At 51.2% G+C, this 18,502-nt stretch carries 18 protein-coding genes; 13 read left to right on the forward strand and 5 right to left on the reverse strand.

Annotated features, from left to right (window positions below):
* Positions 1-76: 76 nt before the first annotated feature.
* The 4 genes from ACZYR9_RS05385 to nirD all read left to right on the forward strand — a co-directional run bounded on the left by ACZYR9_RS05385 (position 77) and on the right by nirD (position 5,418).
* Entirely contained in the window at positions 77-1,204 is a 1,128-nt protein-coding gene (locus ACZYR9_RS05385; RefSeq protein WP_488977443.1) for a deoxyribonuclease IV, read from the forward strand.
* A 35-nt stretch (positions 1,205-1,239) separates the two neighbouring features.
* Entirely contained in the window at positions 1,240-2,133 is an 894-nt protein-coding gene (purU, locus tag ACZYR9_RS05390) for a formyltetrahydrofolate deformylase (RefSeq protein WP_488977444.1), read from the forward strand.
* A 464-nt stretch (positions 2,134-2,597) separates the two neighbouring features.
* Positions 2,598-5,036 (forward strand): nitrite reductase large subunit NirB, encoded by a 2,439-nt coding sequence (gene nirB / locus ACZYR9_RS05395; RefSeq protein ID WP_488977445.1) that lies wholly within the window; start codon positions 2,598-2,600, stop codon positions 5,034-5,036.
* Positions 5,037-5,088: 52 nt separating this feature from the next.
* Positions 5,089-5,418, forward strand: a complete 330-nt coding sequence (gene nirD, locus ACZYR9_RS05400) for a nitrite reductase small subunit NirD (protein WP_488977446.1) — start codon at positions 5,089-5,091, stop codon at positions 5,416-5,418.
* Between the two features lie 38 nt (positions 5,419-5,456).
* Here nirD and ACZYR9_RS05405 read toward each other — a convergent pair whose 3' ends face one another.
* Positions 5,457-5,960, reverse strand: coding sequence for a hypothetical protein (locus ACZYR9_RS05405; RefSeq protein WP_488977447.1), 504 nt, complete (start codon positions 5,958-5,960; stop codon positions 5,457-5,459).
* Between the two features lie 312 nt (positions 5,961-6,272).
* On the opposite strand from ACZYR9_RS05405, the gene tkt reads away from it, so the two are divergent.
* The 5 genes from tkt (at position 6,273) to ACZYR9_RS05430 (ending at position 11,661) form a co-directional block, all read left to right on the forward strand.
* Positions 6,273-8,276 (forward strand): transketolase, encoded by a 2,004-nt coding sequence (tkt, locus tag ACZYR9_RS05410; RefSeq protein ID WP_488977448.1) that lies wholly within the window; start codon positions 6,273-6,275, stop codon positions 8,274-8,276.
* A 27-nt stretch (positions 8,277-8,303) separates the two neighbouring features.
* On the forward strand, positions 8,304-8,621 hold the full coding sequence (gene ppnP / locus ACZYR9_RS05415; RefSeq protein ID WP_488977449.1) for a pyrimidine/purine nucleoside phosphorylase: 318 nt from the start codon (positions 8,304-8,306) through the stop codon (positions 8,619-8,621).
* Between the two features lie 275 nt (positions 8,622-8,896).
* Positions 8,897-10,252 (forward strand): glucose-6-phosphate isomerase, encoded by a 1,356-nt coding sequence (locus ACZYR9_RS05420; protein ID WP_488977450.1) that lies wholly within the window; start codon positions 8,897-8,899, stop codon positions 10,250-10,252.
* Between the two features lie 120 nt (positions 10,253-10,372).
* Complete coding sequence (locus ACZYR9_RS05425) at positions 10,373-11,011, forward strand: YigZ family protein (RefSeq protein ID WP_488977451.1); 639 nt, start codon at positions 10,373-10,375, stop codon at positions 11,009-11,011.
* Between the two features lie 62 nt (positions 11,012-11,073).
* A complete protein-coding gene (locus tag ACZYR9_RS05430) occupies positions 11,074-11,661 on the forward strand; it encodes a TetR/AcrR family transcriptional regulator (RefSeq protein ID WP_488977452.1) in 588 nt (195 codons plus the stop codon).
* Positions 11,662-11,723: 62 nt separating this feature from the next.
* Here the strand turns inward: ACZYR9_RS05430 and ACZYR9_RS05435 are convergent, their stop codons facing one another.
* Entirely contained in the window at positions 11,724-12,125 is a 402-nt protein-coding gene (locus tag ACZYR9_RS05435; RefSeq protein WP_488977453.1) for a secondary thiamine-phosphate synthase enzyme YjbQ, read from the reverse strand.
* Between the two features lie 130 nt (positions 12,126-12,255).
* Here ACZYR9_RS05435 and ACZYR9_RS05440 point away from each other — a divergent pair, with 130 nt between their 5' ends.
* Both ACZYR9_RS05440 and ACZYR9_RS05445 read left to right on the forward strand, forming a co-directional pair.
* Positions 12,256-12,480 (forward strand): DUF1128 domain-containing protein, encoded by a 225-nt coding sequence (locus ACZYR9_RS05440; RefSeq protein WP_488977454.1) that lies wholly within the window; start codon positions 12,256-12,258, stop codon positions 12,478-12,480.
* 151 nt (positions 12,481-12,631) lie between these two features.
* Positions 12,632-12,925: a hypothetical protein gene (locus ACZYR9_RS05445; protein ID WP_488977455.1), complete on the forward strand. Its 294-nt coding sequence runs from the start codon at positions 12,632-12,634 to the stop codon at positions 12,923-12,925.
* A 69-nt stretch (positions 12,926-12,994) separates the two neighbouring features.
* On the opposite strand, the gene cydS is transcribed toward ACZYR9_RS05445, so the two are convergent.
* Genes cydS through ACZYR9_RS05460 form a run of 3 tightly spaced genes read right to left on the reverse strand, consistent with a single transcriptional unit; the run spans position 12,995 to position 15,474 of the window.
* Positions 12,995-13,099: a cytochrome bd oxidase small subunit CydS family protein gene (gene cydS, locus ACZYR9_RS05450; protein WP_488977456.1), complete on the reverse strand. Its 105-nt coding sequence runs from the start codon at positions 13,097-13,099 to the stop codon at positions 12,995-12,997.
* A gap of 6 nt (positions 13,100-13,105) precedes the next feature.
* Positions 13,106-14,131, reverse strand: coding sequence for a cytochrome d ubiquinol oxidase subunit II (locus tag ACZYR9_RS05455; RefSeq protein ID WP_488977457.1), 1,026 nt, complete (start codon positions 14,129-14,131; stop codon positions 13,106-13,108).
* Positions 14,128-15,474 carry a cytochrome ubiquinol oxidase subunit I gene (locus tag ACZYR9_RS05460; protein ID WP_488977458.1) on the reverse strand — a complete coding sequence of 449 codons (1,347 nt, stop codon included), beginning with the start codon at positions 15,472-15,474 and terminating at the stop codon, positions 14,128-14,130. The genes ACZYR9_RS05455 and ACZYR9_RS05460 overlap by 4 nt, the downstream gene beginning before the upstream one ends.
* Positions 15,475-15,831: 357 nt before the next feature.
* On the opposite strand from ACZYR9_RS05460, the gene ACZYR9_RS05465 reads away from it, so the two are divergent.
* Together ACZYR9_RS05465 and ACZYR9_RS05470 are read left to right on the forward strand one after the other, a co-directional pair.
* Entirely contained in the window at positions 15,832-16,323 is a 492-nt protein-coding gene (locus ACZYR9_RS05465; RefSeq protein WP_488977594.1) for an SRPBCC family protein, read from the forward strand.
* Positions 16,324-16,482: 159 nt separating this feature from the next.
* Complete coding sequence (locus ACZYR9_RS05470) at positions 16,483-18,294, forward strand: XylR N-terminal domain-containing protein (protein ID WP_488977459.1); 1,812 nt, start codon at positions 16,483-16,485, stop codon at positions 18,292-18,294.
* Positions 18,295-18,502 lie beyond the last annotated feature (208 nt).

Raw genomic sequence — 18,502 nt, forward strand, 5'->3', positions numbered from 1 at the left:
ATTTCCTATCCTAGATTTCCGGACGCAATCCTAGTAAAATAAAGAGATGTGATATGAAAAGGAGTGAGTCCCGATCATGATTAAAATCGGATCGCACGTATCGTTTTCAGATAAAGGTTTGCTAAACGCCGCGAAAGAAGCTGTTTCGTACGGGTCCGGCACATTTATGATTTATACGGGTGCGCCGCAAAACACGCGCCGCAAGCCGATCGAATCGCAGTATATTGAAGAAGGCAAAGAGATGATGGACAAGCATGGCATTGGTGAAATTATTGTACATGCTCCCTATATCATTAACTTGGGTTCGTATAAAGAGGACACGTTCGAGCTGGCGGTACGTTTTCTTCAAGAAGAAATTCGCCGTACGCATTATTTGGGCGTGAAGCAGATTGTGCTGCATCCCGGCGCTTACACGGACAAGGATGCGGAGTTCGGCATAGCGCGCATCGCTCAAGGCTTGAATGAGGTGCTTGCAGGCGTGAAGGATACGGATGTCCATATCGCGCTGGAGACGATGGCCGGCAAAGGGACGGAAATCGGCCGCAGCTTTGAGGAGCTGGCGCAGATTATCGAGAAGGTGGAGGATAACGGCCGTCTGACCGTGTGTTTGGATACGTGCCACGTGAATGATGCGGGCTACGATATCGTGAACGACCTGGACGGTGTGCTGGAGAAGTTTGATCGCGTGATCGGTCTGGACCGCATTGCGGTGGTTCATCTAAACGACAGCAAAAACCCGATCGGAGCCGGAAAAGACCGCCATGCTCCTGTAGGCGCCGGCTGGATCGGCTTCCAAGCGATGAACGGCGTGGTTCATCACGAGAAGCTTAAGCATCTGCCATTTATACTGGAGACGCCGTGGATCGGCAAGCAGGACAGCTCCCAGCGACCCATGTATGAGGCGGAGATTGCTCTTCTTGGAGGTACCGTGAAAGAACGGTTCGGCGAAGAGTTCCTCTCCGATGTCGAGCGGTTGGGGCACTTTTTTACGAAACAGGAGCTGGATCCGAGATCCTTTGTGCTCCAGACATGGGAAGTCCTCAAGACGGATGCGAAGGCCAAGAAAGCGGATGGCCGCGAGCCGATGGAGCGCCTTTATGATATGGTCGTGGCAGAAGGGTTATTCTCCGAATTAACCGAAGAACAGATTAATCACCGTTTGACCGCATGGTTTGCCGGCGAGCATGTATTTACCGCTGTGTAATGAAGGTCAGCATAATGAAGGAGTAGAAAAGAGCAATGGTTCCAAAAATCACCCCTAAGAGAACAAACAACGATTTGCAAAATCGCGCCCGCATGCTGGTATCCTGCCCGGACAGGCCGGGTATTGTGGCTGCCGTATCCCGTTTTTTATACGAGTATGGCGCGAATATCGTGCAGTCCGACCAATATACGATGGATCCGGAGGGAGGCCTGTTCTTTATCCGGATTGAATTCGATCTCGATCGTTTGGATGAGCGGATCGAACAGCTCAAAGTGGATTTCGGCACAGTGGCCGGAGAATTTGAGATGGATTGGAGTATTACGCGCGCAAGCCGCAAGAAGCGCCTGGCCATCTTCGTATCAAAGGAGGATCATTGTTTGCTGGAGCTGCTGTGGCACTGGCAGTCGGGAGACCTCGATGCGGAAATAGCGATGGTCATCAGCAATCATAACGATATGCGGGAGCTCGTTGAGCCGCTCGGCATACCTTATTATCATATACCTGTTACTCCGGATACGAAAGCCGAAGCGGAGAAGCGTCAGCTTGAGCTGGTGACAGGGCAGGCGGACGCCGTCATCTTGGCCCGCTATATGCAGATTATCTCGCCGAAGTTCATCGAGCACTTTCCGAACCGGATCATCAACATTCACCATTCGTTCCTTCCGGCCTTTATCGGCGGCAAACCGTACGCGCAAGCCTATAACCGCGGCGTAAAAATCATTGGCGCTACAGCCCATTACGTGACGGAGGAACTCGATGGCGGACCGATTATCGAGCAGGATGTGCAGCGGGTTAGTCACCGTGACAATGTGGATGATCTGAAGCGCATCGGGCGTCATATCGAAAGAACGGTGTTGGCCCGTGCCGTCAATTGGCATGTAGAGGATCGTGTCATTGTGCACCAAAATAAAACGGTAGTTTTCAGTTAAATCCATCGCAGAAGGGCCGGGGCCCGGATGCTCATCGAAAAGTAAAGATCGATTCGTTTTCTTTGAAATAAAGAAACGGGTCGATCTTTTTTTGTTGGGCCGAATTTTACAGATCAAGGCGATGAACCAAACCGGAGCTCCGAATAACGCGTAATAAAACATAACATTAAATTTGAACTTAAGGTTTAATTTTGAGTTAAAGGAAAGGACTGCATTCAAATAATCACGAACTATATAACGTAATTAATGATTTATCATGCGTGTTTTAAAAAATATAAACGTAAAAAATCACTGAAATTCAGAAGAAACTATTGTATAATACGGATTTATCATGTATATTGGTTTTACACAAACAAAATGTAAATAAACATTACACAAAATTGCGTATATCACAAAATTGAATGGATAACCCGCTAAAAAGTTACATTTTGTGTTATGTATATCGGAATGAGGAGTGGAGAGGCATGAAACGGAAGCTGGTGCTGGTTGGCAACGGGATGGCGGGCGTATGGTGTGTGGAGCATATATTGAAGCTGGCCCCTCAGAAGTTCGATATTACGATTTTCGGAGCGGAGCCGCATCCGAATTACAATCGGATTTTACTTTCGTCGGTGCTTGCCGGGGATTCCAGTATGAAGGACATTGTCCTCAATGACTGGGACTGGTATCGGGATAACAACATCACGTTCCATGCAGGGCATGCCGTGACGAAGCTCGATACGGTGAACAAGCAGGTCGTTTCCGATAAAGGCGTGACTTCAGCTTATGATGAGCTTATCCTTGCAACAGGCTCGCTTCCGTTCATGCTTCCGATTCCGGGGGCGGATAAGGAAGGGGTTATCGCGTTCCGGGATATCAAGGACTGCGAAACGATGATGGAGACGGCCAAGCAGTATAAGAAAGCGGTCGTCATCGGCGGGGGGCTGCTTGGGCTGGAGGCGGCGCGCGGACTGCTGAATTTGAATATGGAAGTATCGGTTGTCCATATTAACCCTTATTTGATGGAGCGCCAGCTGGATGAAACGGCGGCGAGAATGCTGCAGGCCGAACTGGAGCGTCAAGGGATGAAGTTTCTGCTGGAGAAGCAGACCGAGCAAATCGTGGGCAAGAAAAGAGTCACCGGGGTCAAGTTTAAAGACGGCAGCCTGGCGGAGGCCGACCTCGTCGTCATGGCGGTCGGAATTCGGCCGAACGCTGCGCTTGCCAAGGAAAGCGGGATCGAGCTGAATCGCGGCATCGTGGTGAACGATTACCTGCAGACCAATGTGCCGAACATCTATGCGATCGGGGAGTGCGCTGAGCACCGCGGTGTGGCTTATGGACTTGTGGCTCCGCTGTACGAGCAAGGCGACGTGCTGGCCAAGAAGCTGTGCGGTCTCGAGGTTGACGGGTATCAAGGGTCGGTTACGTCCACCAAGCTCAAGGTATCCGGTGTTGACGTTTTCTCCGGCGGTCAATATAACGATGAGCCCGGTACGCGGGCCATTAAGATTCAAGATGAATTTGACGGCATCTACAAAAAGGTTTTGATCCGGGAGGGAAAAGTGGTCGGCGCCGTGATGTTCGGCGATACAAGCGACAGCTCCCGTATCTTCAAGCTGATACGAACAGGCGAAGATATCAGCGGCCGGGAGAAGGAAGTCGTGCTGGGCGAGGGCTTTGGCGCCAAGAACGGAACCGGCGGCGGCCCGGCCGTCGAGGCGATGAGCGATGACGAGATCGTATGCGGCTGCAACGGGGTAACCAAAGGCTCCATCGTTAAGGCCATTCAAGAAAAAGGACTTACCTCGGTTGAAGAGATCAAAGCTTGTACGAATGCGTCACGATCCTGCGGAGGCTGTAAACCGCTCGTCGCCCAAGTACTGAACTGTACGCTGGGTGAGGATGCCGTCATCGCGGGCAAAGAAGGAATCTGCGGCTGTACGACGCTGGACCGCGACGAGGTGGTCGCGGCCATTCGCTCGATGCATTTGACGACGAGCAGAGAGGCTATGCATGTACTTGATTGGAAGAATCCGGAGGGCTGCTCCAAGTGCCGTCCCGCGCTGAATTATTATCTCGGCATGGCTTGGCCGGAGGAGCACGCGGAGGAGCGGGAGTCGCGCTTTGTCAACGAGCGGAACCACGCCAATATTCAGAAGGACGGCACGTATTCCGTTATACCGAGAATATACGGCGGTGTCACATCGCCTAAGGAACTGAAGAAAATCGCCGAAGTGGCGGAGAAATATGACGTGCCGATGGTCAAATTTACAGGCGGGCAGCGAATCGATCTGCTGGGCGTGAAGAAAGAAGATCTGCCGGGAATGTGGGCGGAGCTCGATATGCCGTCGGGCTATGGCTACGGCAAGGCGCTCCGTACCGTGAAGACTTGTGTCGGTTCGACCTTCTGCCGCTTCGGGACGCAGGATTCGATTTCCATGGGTATCGAATTGGAGCGGCGCTTTGAACGGTTGAACACGCCGGCGAAGGTGAAGATGGCCGTATCCGGGTGTCCTCGGAACTGTGCCGAATCGGGGATTAAGGACTTTGGGGTTGTAGCCATCGACGGCGGCTGGGAGCTGTACGTTGGCGGCAATGGCGGCGTCAAGGTCAGAGCCGGTGATCTCATGTGGAAGGTCAAGACGGAAGAGGAAGTGCTCGAATATTCGGCGGCTTTCATGCAGTATTACCGGGAGAACGCCAAATGGAACGAACGGACGAGTGAATGGGTGCAGCGCGTCGGTCTGGACGTGATTCGGGAAGCGATGGATACCGAAGAGAAGCGGCAGGTGCTTGTGGCGCGTATTGATGAGACGCTGAAGCTGATGAAGGATCCTTGGAAGGAAATTATCGAGACGCCCGAGCTGCGGGCTATGTTCGAGGCGCTTCCGGAGAAGGAAGCTGCCGCAGCGGCGGAATAAAACGGCAGAGGCCTGGATTTGATCAACATTATTTTGAACGAGGTGAGCGCTTATGGAACGTATTATGGTAGCTCGGGCGTCGGATATCCCGGCGCTGCGGTCCAGAACGGTAAAGGTAGCCGGTACGGAGATTGCCATCTTCAAGCTTTCGAGCGGCGAATTCCATGCCATCGAGAACCGCTGCCCCCACAAGAACGGAAAGCTGTCGGAAGGAATCGTTTGCGATCATCACGTGTTTTGTCCCCTGCACGACTGGAAGATTAATATGAAGGACGGTTTGGTGCAAGCACCGGATGAAGGCTGTGTGACGACATTTCCGGTGGAGGTCGATGCGGAAGGAACGGTATTTCTGCTTTTGAACAAAGGGAGTTTGTCCGCGTAGCGGAAAAACCGGAAAAAGAAAAAGACGGTGCTGACCGGCTAGGGGTCGGTGCCGTCTTTTTGATTCTTCTTTAGCAGCTTGTCCACATACCAAAAGCCGCAGCGGGAAAGCAGCACATAATAGAGGAAGTGGCCTGCCAGCCACCAGGCCAGCGCCTCCATGTCGGTAACCGCCGGAGTACGCTCGGATAACAAAGTTAAGGGGATAAATAAGAAGGATGGAAGCATACCAAGTACAAACCCTGTCGTACCCGGACGAAATCCGCGTCCGACAAGCAGGGCGTACCCTATCCCGATGATGACCGAAACCGCCAGATGCAAAGAAAACTCAAACCATTCCGGCAGCGGATGCATCCCGGTCCAGTCAGTTAAAGGGAAGAAATCGACATTCAGCAGCAGCGTATATACAAGACTGCCTGTTGCAGCTTGAACAAGCTTGAGGAACAAGCCGAGGGCTGCCCCTGTCCATAAGCCGAACAGGGATCCCCATAAAACGGTACGTCCTAGGTTTGGTTTTTGGAATTTGGCCTGTGTGTTCATCATCCTGGCTAAGCTCCTCCCGGTGCCCGAAAAATCGTTTGCATCACGTCGTCTAGTTCTCCATCCAATCTGAAAATCCTTTAATATCAACAAACATATTGCAAAATGAATATTTCGGGATAGACGTTTTCAGGTTATGGAAAACTGATGCAGAGAGTGGTACAATAGGGCAAGTACTTGAAGTTGCCGGAGAAATGTGCACACGTGAACAATTCGCGCTGCATAAGGGGGAGCCGCCGTTTGTAATGAGGGCGATTCACGGCTTTGATACGCTGATGCGACACAAGACAAAACAATGTAAGTGGGAGGATAACAATGACGGTAACAAACAAATCGATTGAGCAACTTTCCGTAGATACGATCCGCACCCTTTCCATCGATGCGGTGGAGAAGGCCAAGTCCGGACATCCCGGCATGCCCATGGGAGCTGCGCCGATGGGGTATGAGCTGTTTGCCAAGCTGATGAAGCATAATCCGGAGCAGCCGAATTGGATCAACCGTGACCGTTTTGTGCTATCGGCCGGACACGGCTCCATGCTGCTGTACAGCTTACTGCATCTTAGCGGATACGATTTGTCGATGGAAGAGCTGAAGAACTTCCGGCAATGGGGCAGCAAGACTCCGGGCCACCCGGAAGTAGGTCACACGGCCGGCGTTGATGCGACGACAGGCCCGCTTGGTCAAGGTTTCGGTATGGCTGTTGGGATGGCTATGGCGGAAGCTCATTTGGCAGCCGCATATAATCGTGATCAATTCCGTGTGATCGACCATTATACTTATGTGATTTGCGGTGACGGCGACCTGATGGAAGGGATCTCTTCGGAGTCCGCATCGCTTGCCGGTCATCTGAAGCTGGGCAAATTGATCGTGCTTTACGATTCAAACGATATCTCGCTGGACGGCGAGCTTAATCTGTCCTTCTCCGAGAATGTGGCCGCACGCTTTGAGGGCTACGGCTGGCAGGTGCTTCGCGTTGAGGACGGCAACGATCTTCAGGCGATTCACAAGGCGGTGCTGGAGGCGCAGGCGGATTATCGTCCGACCTTGATCGAGGTGAAGACGGTCATCGGCTACGGCAGCCCGAACAAGGCAGGCAAAGGCGGACATGCAGGCCCGCACGGATCGCCGCTTGGCGTGGACGAAGTGTCGCTGACGAAGAAGGCGTACGGTTGGGACGATCAGCAGCACTTCTACGTGCCGGATGAAGTACGAAAGCATTTTGAAGACGTCAAAAAGCGCAATCAGGATATATACGTAGGATGGAACGCCATGTTTGCCGAATACGCCAAGGCGTATCCGGAGCTGGCAAAGCAGTTTGAAACCGCCGCGAAGGGTGACCTTCCGGAAGGTTGGGATAAAGACATCTCAGCGGCTCCGCCGGCAGAAAAAGGTACGCGGACAGCTTCGGGCATCGTGCTTAACGAGATTGCCAAGAATGTGCCGTATCTCGTCGGCGGATCTGCGGATCTCGAATCTTCGACGATGACGCATATGAAGGACCTCGGCGTGATGACGGCGAAGGACTACAGCGGCCAGAATATTTACTTCGGCGTGCGTGAGTTCGGAATGGGCGCTGCAGTGAACGGGATGCTGCTGCACGGCGGCTTGAAGGTATTCGGCGGGACGTTCTTTGTTTTCTCGGATTACCTGCGTCCGGCGATTCGTCTTGCATCCATTATGAACGTACCGGCTATCTATGTGTTTACGCATGACAGCATCGGTGTCGGCGAAGACGGCCCGACGCATGAGCCGATCGAGCAGCTGGCAGCGCTGCGCGTCATTCCGGGCGTAACGGTGATTCGTCCGGCGGACGGAAGCGAAACCGCGGCGGCATGGCGTTATGCGGTAGAGAATAAGAGCGGTCCGGTTGCACTGATCTTCTCCCGCCAAGCGGCTCCGAAGCTGGAAGGCTCGGAGAAAGGCGCGATCGATCGCGGCGCATACGTACTTTCGGATGCTCCGGGAGGCAAGCCGCAAGCGCAAATTATCGCGACAGGAACGGAAGTGCAGTTGGCTGTAGCGGCTCAGAAGCAGCTTGCCGAAGAAGGCGTGGCCGTCCGTGTGATCAGCATGCCGAGCTGGGAACTGTTCGACAAGCAGACGCAGGAATACAAGGATTCGGTTATTTTGCCGGAAGTAAAAGCGCGTTTGGCTGTGGAGATGGGGCATGAATTCGGTTGGGAGCGTTATGTCGGCGAACAAGGCGCAGTGCTTGGCATCAACAAGTTCGGAGCATCGGCTCCTGGTCCGGTCGTTATCCGTGAGTACGGATTTACGGTAGAGAATGTGGTAGCCCGCGTGAAGCAGCTTTTGAAATAAACCGATATAGAGGGGAACGTTGGAGCGATGTCGCAGTTTGAGAATGTAACGGTTGTAAAGAAAGCAAACGTCTATTTCGACGGAAAGGTCACCAGCCGTACGGTTTTGTTCGCAGACGGCACGAAGAAGACGCTGGGCATTATGCTGCCGGGCGAGTACGAGTTCGGTACGGATGTGAAAGAAATCATGGAAATTCTGGGCGGGGAGTTAAAGGTGCTGCTTCCGGGTGCTTCAGAATGGCTTGAAATTAAGGATACGGGTGAATTTACCGTACCGGCCGGCGAAAAATTCAAGCTTGAAGTCCGTACGGCGACGGATTACTGCTGCTCCTACATCAGCGAGTAACGCAGCACGATAAACCCCGCTTGTCCGTTCCATTCCATGGCGGATACGCGGGGTTTTCATCTATCAAAGTATCGGGTTGTCCGACACTGTCAAACGACATACGGCTGATCGTCTTCATTTGATCGCCCTTTGCATGAATTTTAGCAATTCATGGGCAGACTGTGAATGTTCTCTTGCGTTATGGACAGAAAGTAAAGTATTCTAGTTGGTAGGGATTTACGACATAGTCTTCATAAAAAGAGAACCATATGAATGGATAGGAGGACATGTTTACGATGGGTACAAAACTTCGTTTTGATTACAGCAAGGCGCTGGGCTTCATTGGACAGCATGAAGTGGATTATTTGGGTGGAGCGGTAGCCTTGGCGCATGACCAACTGCACAATAAAACCGGTGCGGGTAATGATTATCTCGGCTGGATCGATCTTCCTGTCAACTATGACAAAGAGGAATTTGCCCGTATTCAGAAGGCGGCCCGGCAAATTCAGTCCGATTCCGACGCGCTCGTGGTCATCGGTATCGGGGGCTCTTATTTGGGAGCCAGAGCGGCGATCGAGATGCTGTCGCACAGCTTTTACAACCTGCTGCCTAAAGATAAGCGCAAGACGCCTGAAATTTATTTCGTAGGGCAAAACATCAGCTCCACCTATGTTACTCATTTACTGCAGCTGCTCGAAGGCAAGGATATCTCGGTGAACGTCATCTCCAAATCCGGTACGACGACGGAGCCGGCGGTCGCCTTCCGTATTTTCCGCGAGCTGCTGGAGAAAAAATACGGCAAGGAAGCGGCACGCAAGCGTATTTATGCGACAACCGACCAGGCCCAAGGAGCTTTGAAGAAGCTGGCCACGGAAGAAGGCTACGAAAGCTTCGTGATTCCCGATGACGTGGGCGGACGGTATTCGGTGCTGACTGCAGTAGGCTTGCTGCCGATTGCAGCGGCCGGCATAGATATTGAAGCGATGATGCGCGGCGCGGCGGATGCGCGTGAAGCTTATTCCAATCCTAACCTGAAGGAAAATGAAGCTTACCAGTATGCGGCAGTACGCAATGCGCTTTATCGCAAAGGCAAAACCACCGAAATTCTCGTCAACTACGAGCCATCGCTTCATTATGTGTCGGAGTGGTGGAAGCAGCTGTACGGTGAAAGCGAAGGTAAGGATAACAAAGGAATTTACCCGTCCTCGGTTGATTTTTCAACAGATCTTCATTCCATGGGACAATTCATTCAGGAAGGCTCGCGCAATTTGTTCGAGACCGTGATCCAAGTCGAAGAGGTTGCCGAGAAAATTGTGATCGGTACCGACCCGCAGGATTTGGACGGACTCAACTTCTTAAGCGGCCAAACAATGGATTTTGTCAACACGAAGGCGTTCGAAGGCACGATGCTCGCCCATACGGACGGCGGTGTACCGAATTTGATCGTCACCCTGCCGGATATGAGCCCGTACACGTTTGGCTACATGGTTTACTTCTTCGAAAAAGCGTGCGGAATCAGCGGATATTTGCTTGGCGTCAATCCGTTCGATCAGCCGGGCGTGGAAGCCTATAAGAAAAACATGTTCGCGCTGCTTGGAAAACCGGGATACGAGAAACAAAAAGCTGAGCTCGAAGCCAGACTGAAACAGTAAGGCGGACGGACTACGACACATGCAAAACAGCGGCTCATCCCTCCGGAGAGCCGCTTTTTTCAGACCTGCACATGTCCTGACAGGCAGGGCTGTTGGATATAAAGGAGGTATGGGAAGACCATGCTCACGCAGTACAGAACGGTAAAGCGTTTCGGTTCGGCGGAGGTCGTCATCAAAAAATCGCGTTTTATCGGCTATGCGAAGCCGGTAGAAACCGAAGACGAGGCCATCGCTTTTATCGACAGCATCAAGAAAGAGCATTGGAACGCTACGCATAACTGCTCGGCTTACATGATCGGGGAGCGGGATGAAATTCAGAGAGCGTCGGATGACGGGGAACCGAGCGGTACGGCCGGAAAGCCGATTCTCGAGGTCATCAAAAATCAGGGGATGAAAAATGTCGCTGTCGTCGTCACCCGATATTTTGGCGGTATCCTGCTTGGTGCGGGAGGCTTGGTTCGCGCTTACACGGACGGAGCGGTCATTGGACTCGCGGCAGCGGAGCCCGTATACAAGGTGCTGCACACCGAGGTATTGGTGGAGGTTGACTACACCTGGCACGGCAAAGTGGAGAACGAGCTGAGGAACCGGGGGACGCTGATGGGCGAAACCTCTTTCACCGACAAGGTGACGCTGACCTGCTTGCCTCTGGCCGAGGAGGCGGAGCGCTTCATTCTTTGGATGACGGATATCACGCAAGGACAAGCCGTGATCATGGAAGGGGAATCGCGTTATGTAGATCATGCCGAACTGCCGTAAAGCGGGGATCGGCTGATATAAATTCGTCCGTTATAATAATGAAACAGGGGAGTTGGGGGAATTTGGCCAGGAAGGCGGTTGCACAGGAGCTGAGTCGCGAACGAATCTTGGAGGAGGCGAGACAGCTTTTTATCGAGCACGGATATCATGCTTTAACGATGCGAAGCATCGCAAAATCAATGGGTTACAGTCATGGGGCATTATACTATCATTTTAGCGAGAAAGCAGAACTGTTCTACGCATTGGTTACCGAAGATTTCCAGATGCTGTTAGAGCGCCTGAAGGATATGCTGAGACGCACCCGCTTAGGGGATCTGGGGCAGCTGGAGAAGCTGATGTTCGAATTTATCCGCTTCGGGCTGGAGAATCCGAACCATTACGAAATTATGTTTATGATCAAAGATCCCGAGCTGCAGCGTTATTCCCGGACGGAGCAGGCGGAGTGCCTGGATCTGTTTGCAACCGTTGTGCGGTCGGTCGTCTCGAAGCTGCCGGACAGCGATAAGAAGATGTACAGCCTGCCATGGAGCTTATTCATGTCACTGCACGGATTTATTTCTTATAACATTCGTTATAATCAATCGTTCGAAGATGTCAAAAAGCTGGCGGAACAACATGTCAAATATTTGTGCGAGGGGCTGCAAGGATAGCGTAATCTCGGCATCCGGAGATTCTTTGCAGCCCCTTGCTTCATTTCGTTGAAGCTCCAAAGCTATCCGCGCATAAACTTTACCATACAGCTCCGTTGGCGGGGGCCGTCGAATTCGCAAAAGTAAATGCCCTGCCAACGTCCCAATAACAGACGAGAGCCCGCAATGAGTACGGTTTGCGACGAACCGACGGTCATAGCCTTCAAATGGGAAGCCGTATTTCCTTCGGCATGCTTGTATTTCGGATGCTCCCATGGATAGACCTCGGATAGTCTCATCAGAACATCGTGCTTTACATCTGGGTCGGCGTTCTCCTGAATGGTGATGCCTGCTGTGGTATGCGGGCAATAAATGATAGCGGTGCCGTCCTCAAGCCCTTCCTGCTTTAAGAGATCGTGCACCAAGCGGGTGATTTCAATCATTTCGTCCCGTTCTTTCGTTTGCAAATGCAGCGTATGGATCATGGAAGCCCTCCTTCGATGCGGGGATGATTGCTTTGATTTCGTCATCATTATATTACACGACGCACCCGTTCACAAAACATGTTACAATAATGCATATCCTGACCACCTCCAAATCGAAAGGATGATCCCGGTGAACTTGACGGCCAATACAATGGAAAATACCGAGTTTATGATAGAAGAAATCAAGAAAAAACTGCGCATGGCCAGCGGCGCCGCGCTTAAAGCGTCCAAGCTGAACGATGATCAGTACGATGATCTGCGCGATATTTATGAAATGGTGGCCGGAAAAAACCAGTTTAGCATCAGCGAGATTGAAGCGATCACGATGGAGCTCGGTCGATTGCGCAAGCCTTAAATGTCTCCGGAGGCCTGGGACAAAGCACATCTTGCCTGAACTAAGGACAGAGATACAAGCAGTAGAAGATCGCACCTCGTACAATATATAGCATTCACATCAATGCTGGGGGCTTCTAAGCCCGACGCTAATATTATGGAGGTGCATGACTATGCAAAAGGCAGTCCGCAAGCAGGATACGACCAAGCTGATCGGTAAGCAGATTTATGCGTTGAAAAAAGATGGCACCGTTGTTCAAGGCCAGCTGGTCCGCATCAGCGGCGGCCAGCTGTTTGTCGCTCAGCAAAAAGGCAAACAGGTCCGTACATCGGCTATTATCCCTCTCGTGCTCTTCGATCTGCTCGCGATTGGCACAGCCCCTTTCGCTTACGGAGGATACGGCTACGGCGGTTATGGCGGTTATGGCGGCTTCGGCTATCCGTACGGCGGCGGCTTCTTCTGGTAAGATGGAAGTTAAAAGAACCCGCGTTTTGCGATTCTCCCGCAGAACGCGGGTTTTTATTCGTTCCTCGGATCATTTCATTTCATTGTCCCGGGACAGGCCGCTCCACATGAACAAAAAGATGAATGCGGTGAAAACAATGACCGGCGGAGCGATCATGATCAAAAAGAAGTCCATAAGGGTTCAACCTTTCTTCATAGGCTTGCCTTGCACATACCCGGCATCAAACAAGAACAACCGCATCAACAGCACAAGGGACGGTATGAGGACGAATAAACCTGCAATGAAGGCCGCCACGAGCGCCAGCGCCATGGCTTCATTAGTGAAGCCTTCGTAAATGTTAATGTATGGATAGAGAACATACGGTAAATGAGCAGCGCCGTAACCATAGAAGGCGAACGCATACTGCAGCATCACCAGCATGAAAGCCCATCCGAAATACCGTCGTTTCCAAATAAAGTACACTGCAGTCAAGAAGCACAGGAAAGAAAGGATAAACATCCAGTACAGATTCAGCATGCCTTGATAATGCTCCGGATTCTGTCTGCTGATGCCAAGAAAGACGAGGACGCTCGAAAGAATAGTAGGTCCGCTCCAGAGCAGGGCGTAGCCGCGGACGACCTCAAGCGCGGTATGGTCTTTGGCTTTGGCTGCGTAATAAGTCAAGAACATCGCTGAAATATAAAGGACGCTGACAATGGCCAGCAGCACGACGCTCCATGAGTAGGGGCTGGAGAGCAGCTTGTTCCACAAAAAAATGACCTCCCCGTTTTGCTCCGCAATATATCCTCCCTCGGATATGGTAAGCACGGTGGATAGTGAAGCCGGAATGAGCAGGCCTGTGGCTCCGTACAGCAGCATATAGCCGTTGTTTTCCTTACTGCCGTATGTGCTGAAAGCATAATAGGAACCGCGGATACAGAGCAAAATGACGGCTATGCTGCCCGGAATCAGTAGAGCGGTTCCGTAATAATAGGCCGTTTCCGGAAAAAAGCCCACGATGCCGACGACAAAAAAGATGAGGAACACATTGGTCACTTCCCACACGGGGGACAAGTAGCGCTGGATGATTTTATGAATTTTGTTTTGCTGGCCGCTCAGCATGCTGTAATAGCTGAAGAAACCGGCGCCGAAATCGACAGAGGCTACAATCAGGTAGCCGTACAGGAACGTCCACAGGACGGTAATGCCCAGCAGCTCATAGCTCATGGACGGCGGCCTCCTTTCTCAATGCCGAGGCTGACCATTTCCTCGATGACGTCATAGTTGCGGAACAGCTTGCCCAGTACCCGGACAATCGTGAATCCGAGAACAACGTAAAGTAAACAAAATAAGATCAGCATGATATCTACATTCGCCGCGGTGGTAGCCGCTTCGGACACTTTCATATATCCCCGTAAAATCCAGGGCTGTCTGCCGAGCTCGGCGAAAAACCAACCCACCTCGATGCCGATCATGGCCAGCGGACCGGCAATCACTATCAGGAGCAGAAGCCATCGGGGCATATCAAGTCTTCGGGTACGCCATTTGCGGAATATATAGAGAAACCCGACCAGTGCAAGAAACATGCCGATAAGAATCTTGATATTAAACAAGTAATGAATAAGCAGCGGAGGTCTTTCGTCCTCAGGGAACTCATTCAAGCCGGTCACCTCGCCGCCTGGATGGCTGTGCGCCAGAATGCTCAGCCCATACGGAATGGAAAGGCCGTATTTCACTTCATTGTTCTCATCCAGTATTCCTCCCAAAATGAGCGGCGCGTGCGTTTCGGTCTCGAAGTGCCATTCGGCCGCGGCCAGCTTCTCGGGCTGGTACTTGGCGAGAAACTTACCGGACAAGTCGCCGATAGCGGCGGTGCTGAGCGCGAAGACGAAGGCGGACACCATGGTCAGCTTCAGCGCTTTTTTATAGTAGACATGATCCTGCCCCTTCAGCAGCTTGTAAGCGGCGATGGCCGCCAGAATCAATGCGCTGGCCGTATAGGAGGATGCCAGCACATGAGAAACCTTCGTGGGGGTAGCCGGGTTGAACATCGCTGCGAGCGGCTGCAGGTTTTTGATGACGCCGTCCTCCAGCGTGAAGCCCCGCGGCGTGTTCATAAAGGCATTTAATGTAGTGATGAAAAAGGCGGAGCCGGACGAGCCGATAATAATCGGGATCATGAGCAGCAGATGCGTCGTTTGCTTTTTGAACCGGTCCCAGGTGTACAAGTAAATTCCAAGAAAAATCGCCTCGACGAAGAAAGCGAACGTCTCCAGAAACAGAGGCAGCGCGATGGCCTGCCCGGCGATTTTCATGAAGCTCGGCCACAGCAGGCTAAGCTGCATACCAATGGCCGTTCCGGTGACGACCCCGACGGCCACGGTAATGACGAACCCGCGCGTCCAGCGCCGGGCGAGCAGAGTATAATGCGGATCGTTAAGCCGGATGCCGCGCCATTCCGCCAGCGCAATCATGACCGGCACGCCGACGCCGATGGTCGCGAAAATAATATGGAACGCCAGCGTCAGCTCCGTCAGCACGCGGCTGTAAAAGACCGGATCATAATTCATGAAGGTCATCTCCTTTAATATTAACCTGCACTATTTATTAAGACATGCAGGAATAACGGCATTTATGATTTAAGACCATGCTTTTCTGAGCAATGCCGCAAGCATCATTGCGCCAACAGCCAGCATCAGGATCATGAGAAGCATTTCTTGTTTTTTATGGGGCTGCATCCATTATCACCTCTGAGGAACATTAACCTTGCGGTGTGCAATTTAATCTTCACTACGCCGAAGTTTTTTCACCCGCTATGATGGAGGCGGTAACAGCCAGTCCTTGGAACGATGTAAGCTATTCAACGGAACAGGGAGGCCCGTTTTATGATAAAATGGTTGAAAGTCCTTATCGAAGGTGATTACCGCATGCCAATTATAAGAACGGAACTTCTTATTAACGCCCCGGTCGAGGTTTGCTTTGATCTGGCCAGGAGCATTGACATCCATGCCCAATCGACGGCACAAACGAAGGAGAGAGCTGTGGGCGGTGTGACCGGCGGCTTGATTGAGCTTGGACAATCCGTTACATGGGAAGCCGTCCATTTCGGGATTAAACAGAGGCTTACCGCAAAAATTACGGAAATGCAGAAGCCTCGCTATTTCGTCGATGAAATGGTGAGCGGTGCTTTTAAGCGGTTTAGACATGTCCATGAATTTATTCCAACGGATGATAAAACAAGAATGATCGATATTTTTGACTATACTTCTCCATTAGGCGTATTGGGGAAATTAGCCGACCGGCTGTTTTTGGAAAGGTATATGACAAGCTTCCTGACGAAAAGAAATAAATACATCAAGCAGCGGGCAGAACAAATGACGGACGCCGCCGGACGGCAGCGTTTATTTGTCAGTATATGATAGCGATAGAAACCGCCGGGAATACTATATATATTTGCGGTACTATTCATGCTAGAATGCTTGTATGATTACATTATGAATGCGCTTTAATTTTGTATCCATATTACCTCGCAAGTCCCTCCCGAACGAAATTATGCAAATGGGGTGAGAAGCTTGTCCATGAAAGCCCATCGTTTGCTTTTCGAGAATCTCATTGATATTAATCCGAGAACCGGAACGATCAAACTGAATGACAAAAGAATGGCGCTGGTTTCCGTTGAAGCCTTAGGGATTTTACGCCGGGACTTGATCAACACATTAAGCATGGAGCGGGCGAAAGGGTTCCTGATGCGGTATGGCTGGGCCTGCGGCTACAGGGACGGAGCGTCCATGGAGCAAATGTACGAATGGGAGTCGAAAAAAGAACTGATGCTTTCGGGTCCTGCCCTTCATACCCTGGAAGGCATCGTTACGGTGGAGCCCGATACGATTGAGCTGGATGATGACAGGCTTTATTTTACGGGGTATTGGAAAAACTCCTTTGAAGCGGACGAACATATCAGTCATTATGGACACAGCGATGAAACGGTATGCTGGATGCTGGTCGGTTATGCAAGCGGTTTCTTGACCAAAACGTTTGGTAAAGAAGTGGTAGTGCATGAAAAGCATTGCCGCGGAAAAAAGGATCCCCATTGCTATTTTGTAGCGCAAACCGTGGAGCATTGCGATGCCAAGCAGAAGGAGGACCTTCGTTATTATCATGCCGAATCGCTCTTATCGGAGCTGGATAAGGTCCATCAGGAGGTTAAACAATTAAACGAAAACATTATCCAATCGGAACAGGTCCAAAACCAGCTGACCGATCTGCTGCTTGAAGATAAGGAACTGACCGATGCGATCGAGCTTCTCGCTCATCATCTGGGCCGCAGCATTGTCATCGACCGCCACGACGAGCCGGTGGACTCGACTTTTCTGATTCCAGCACATAAGGAGGCATATCATTTATGGGTTAAGCACGGCTCTGTCGGTGAAAAGATACGCGAAACGTATCTTCACGCGTTTCCGATTCAGGCCAACAGCCTTGTTCTGGGCCGTATGGCGGTGATCGGCGACCGCAAGCTGGATAACAAAGAGCAGATGATCATTAAACGCTCGTTGATGATATGCGCTATTCTGATGTTCCACCAGCGAAAGCTGACGCAGTCCCTTTGGAAGCGCAAGGAAGACTTTTTTGAGGAAATCATCAATAACACGTACGATGAGGAAACGCTAAAACGGCGAGCCCACATTTTTGATTTCAATCCGAACGAGTCCAACCGGATCATTACCATAAAGCTCACCTCCAAGGAACAAACCGCAGATATTTTAAACTTTATTTCCTCGAAGTTTCCGAAGCTGGATATGTTTATAAAAAAGGGCTATATCATTATCATCATGCCCGAACAGGGTGCCAAATCGGTTGAACCCTTTTTAAATCGCCTCTTAAGAATCATTCATAGCAAATTTCCGGATGTCAAGACCTATATCGGTTCGGGACGTGCAGCCGAGTCGCTGAGCAAGCTGGGCAAAAGCTTCCATGACGCATGCCGTATTTGCGATTTTGTCCAGCTCTCCTATCCCATGGACAGCCGGTCCGCTACCTTTGAAGAGCTGGAGCCGATCATTTTGTTCCTCAAAGGAGCCGATCAGGAGGAGCTGCTGCTTTTTTGCCAGCAAACGATCGGCAAGCTGGTGAAGTACGATGAGGAAAATCAGGGTAACCTCGTCATGACCCTGCAATCTTACCTCGATAATAACGGAAACCTGCAGCAGACGGCCAGCGACCTTCATTTGTCGATTGCCGGTCTGCGATACCGGCTTGAGCGGATCGAATCGTTATGCGATATCGATTTGAAAACCGGCTCGGGACGGTTCCGGTGCCAGCTGTCCATTCGAATCTATTTTTCGCTGCAAATGATTAATAAGCGTTACTACGCTCATCTTACCGTGTAATATCTTTACTCCGTTAAAGCCTTTTACGAGTATGGTAAAGGGCTTTTTGGCGTGTAATTCCGCTGTTAAGCCAACTTCTGTTTTGTGCTGGTTCGAACGGAATTCTCTCTATTTTTGTGCAGTTACGAAAATTCGGGAAATCATCTACACTGAGTTTGAAGTTATTTGATGGCCATTCAAATAATCGCAGCAAGCCAATTTAGAGGAG

Source organism: Paenibacillus sp. F024, from assembly GCF_057814255.1.

Bases quoted from the DNA above. Each gene is read 5' to 3' on its own strand.
- ppnP (WP_488977449.1), top strand. From the start codon at position 8,304: ATGTCGCAGTTTGAGAATGTAACGGTTGTAAAGAAAGCAAACGTCTAT.
- ACZYR9_RS05455 (WP_488977457.1), bottom strand. From the start codon at position 14,131: ATGAGCTATGAGCTGCTGGGCATTACCGTCCTGTGGACGTTCCTGTAC.
- ACZYR9_RS05425 (WP_488977451.1), top strand. From the start codon at position 10,373: ATGCTCACGCAGTACAGAACGGTAAAGCGTTTCGGTTCGGCGGAGGTC.
- ACZYR9_RS05460 (WP_488977458.1), bottom strand. From the start codon at position 15,474: ATGAATTATGATCCGGTCTTTTACAGCCGCGTGCTGACGGAGCTGACG.
- tkt (WP_488977448.1), top strand. From the start codon at position 6,273: ATGACGGTAACAAACAAATCGATTGAGCAACTTTCCGTAGATACGATC.
- purU (WP_488977444.1), top strand. From the start codon at position 1,240: ATGGTTCCAAAAATCACCCCTAAGAGAACAAACAACGATTTGCAAAAT.
- nirD (WP_488977446.1), top strand. From the start codon at position 5,089: ATGGAACGTATTATGGTAGCTCGGGCGTCGGATATCCCGGCGCTGCGG.
- ACZYR9_RS05420 (WP_488977450.1), top strand. From the start codon at position 8,897: ATGGGTACAAAACTTCGTTTTGATTACAGCAAGGCGCTGGGCTTCATT.
- nirB (WP_488977445.1), top strand. From the start codon at position 2,598: ATGAAACGGAAGCTGGTGCTGGTTGGCAACGGGATGGCGGGCGTATGG.
- ACZYR9_RS05385 (WP_488977443.1), top strand. From the start codon at position 77: ATGATTAAAATCGGATCGCACGTATCGTTTTCAGATAAAGGTTTGCTA.
- cydS (WP_488977456.1), bottom strand. From the start codon at position 13,099: ATGGACTTCTTTTTGATCATGATCGCTCCGCCGGTCATTGTTTTCACC.
- ACZYR9_RS05435 (WP_488977453.1), bottom strand. From the start codon at position 12,125: ATGATCCATACGCTGCATTTGCAAACGAAAGAACGGGACGAAATGATT.
- ACZYR9_RS05445 (WP_488977455.1), top strand. From the start codon at position 12,632: ATGCAAAAGGCAGTCCGCAAGCAGGATACGACCAAGCTGATCGGTAAG.
- ACZYR9_RS05465 (WP_488977594.1), top strand. From the start codon at position 15,832: ATGCCAATTATAAGAACGGAACTTCTTATTAACGCCCCGGTCGAGGTT.
- ACZYR9_RS05470 (WP_488977459.1), top strand. From the start codon at position 16,483: ATGAAAGCCCATCGTTTGCTTTTCGAGAATCTCATTGATATTAATCCG.
- ACZYR9_RS05405 (WP_488977447.1), bottom strand. From the start codon at position 5,960: ATGATGAACACACAGGCCAAATTCCAAAAACCAAACCTAGGACGTACC.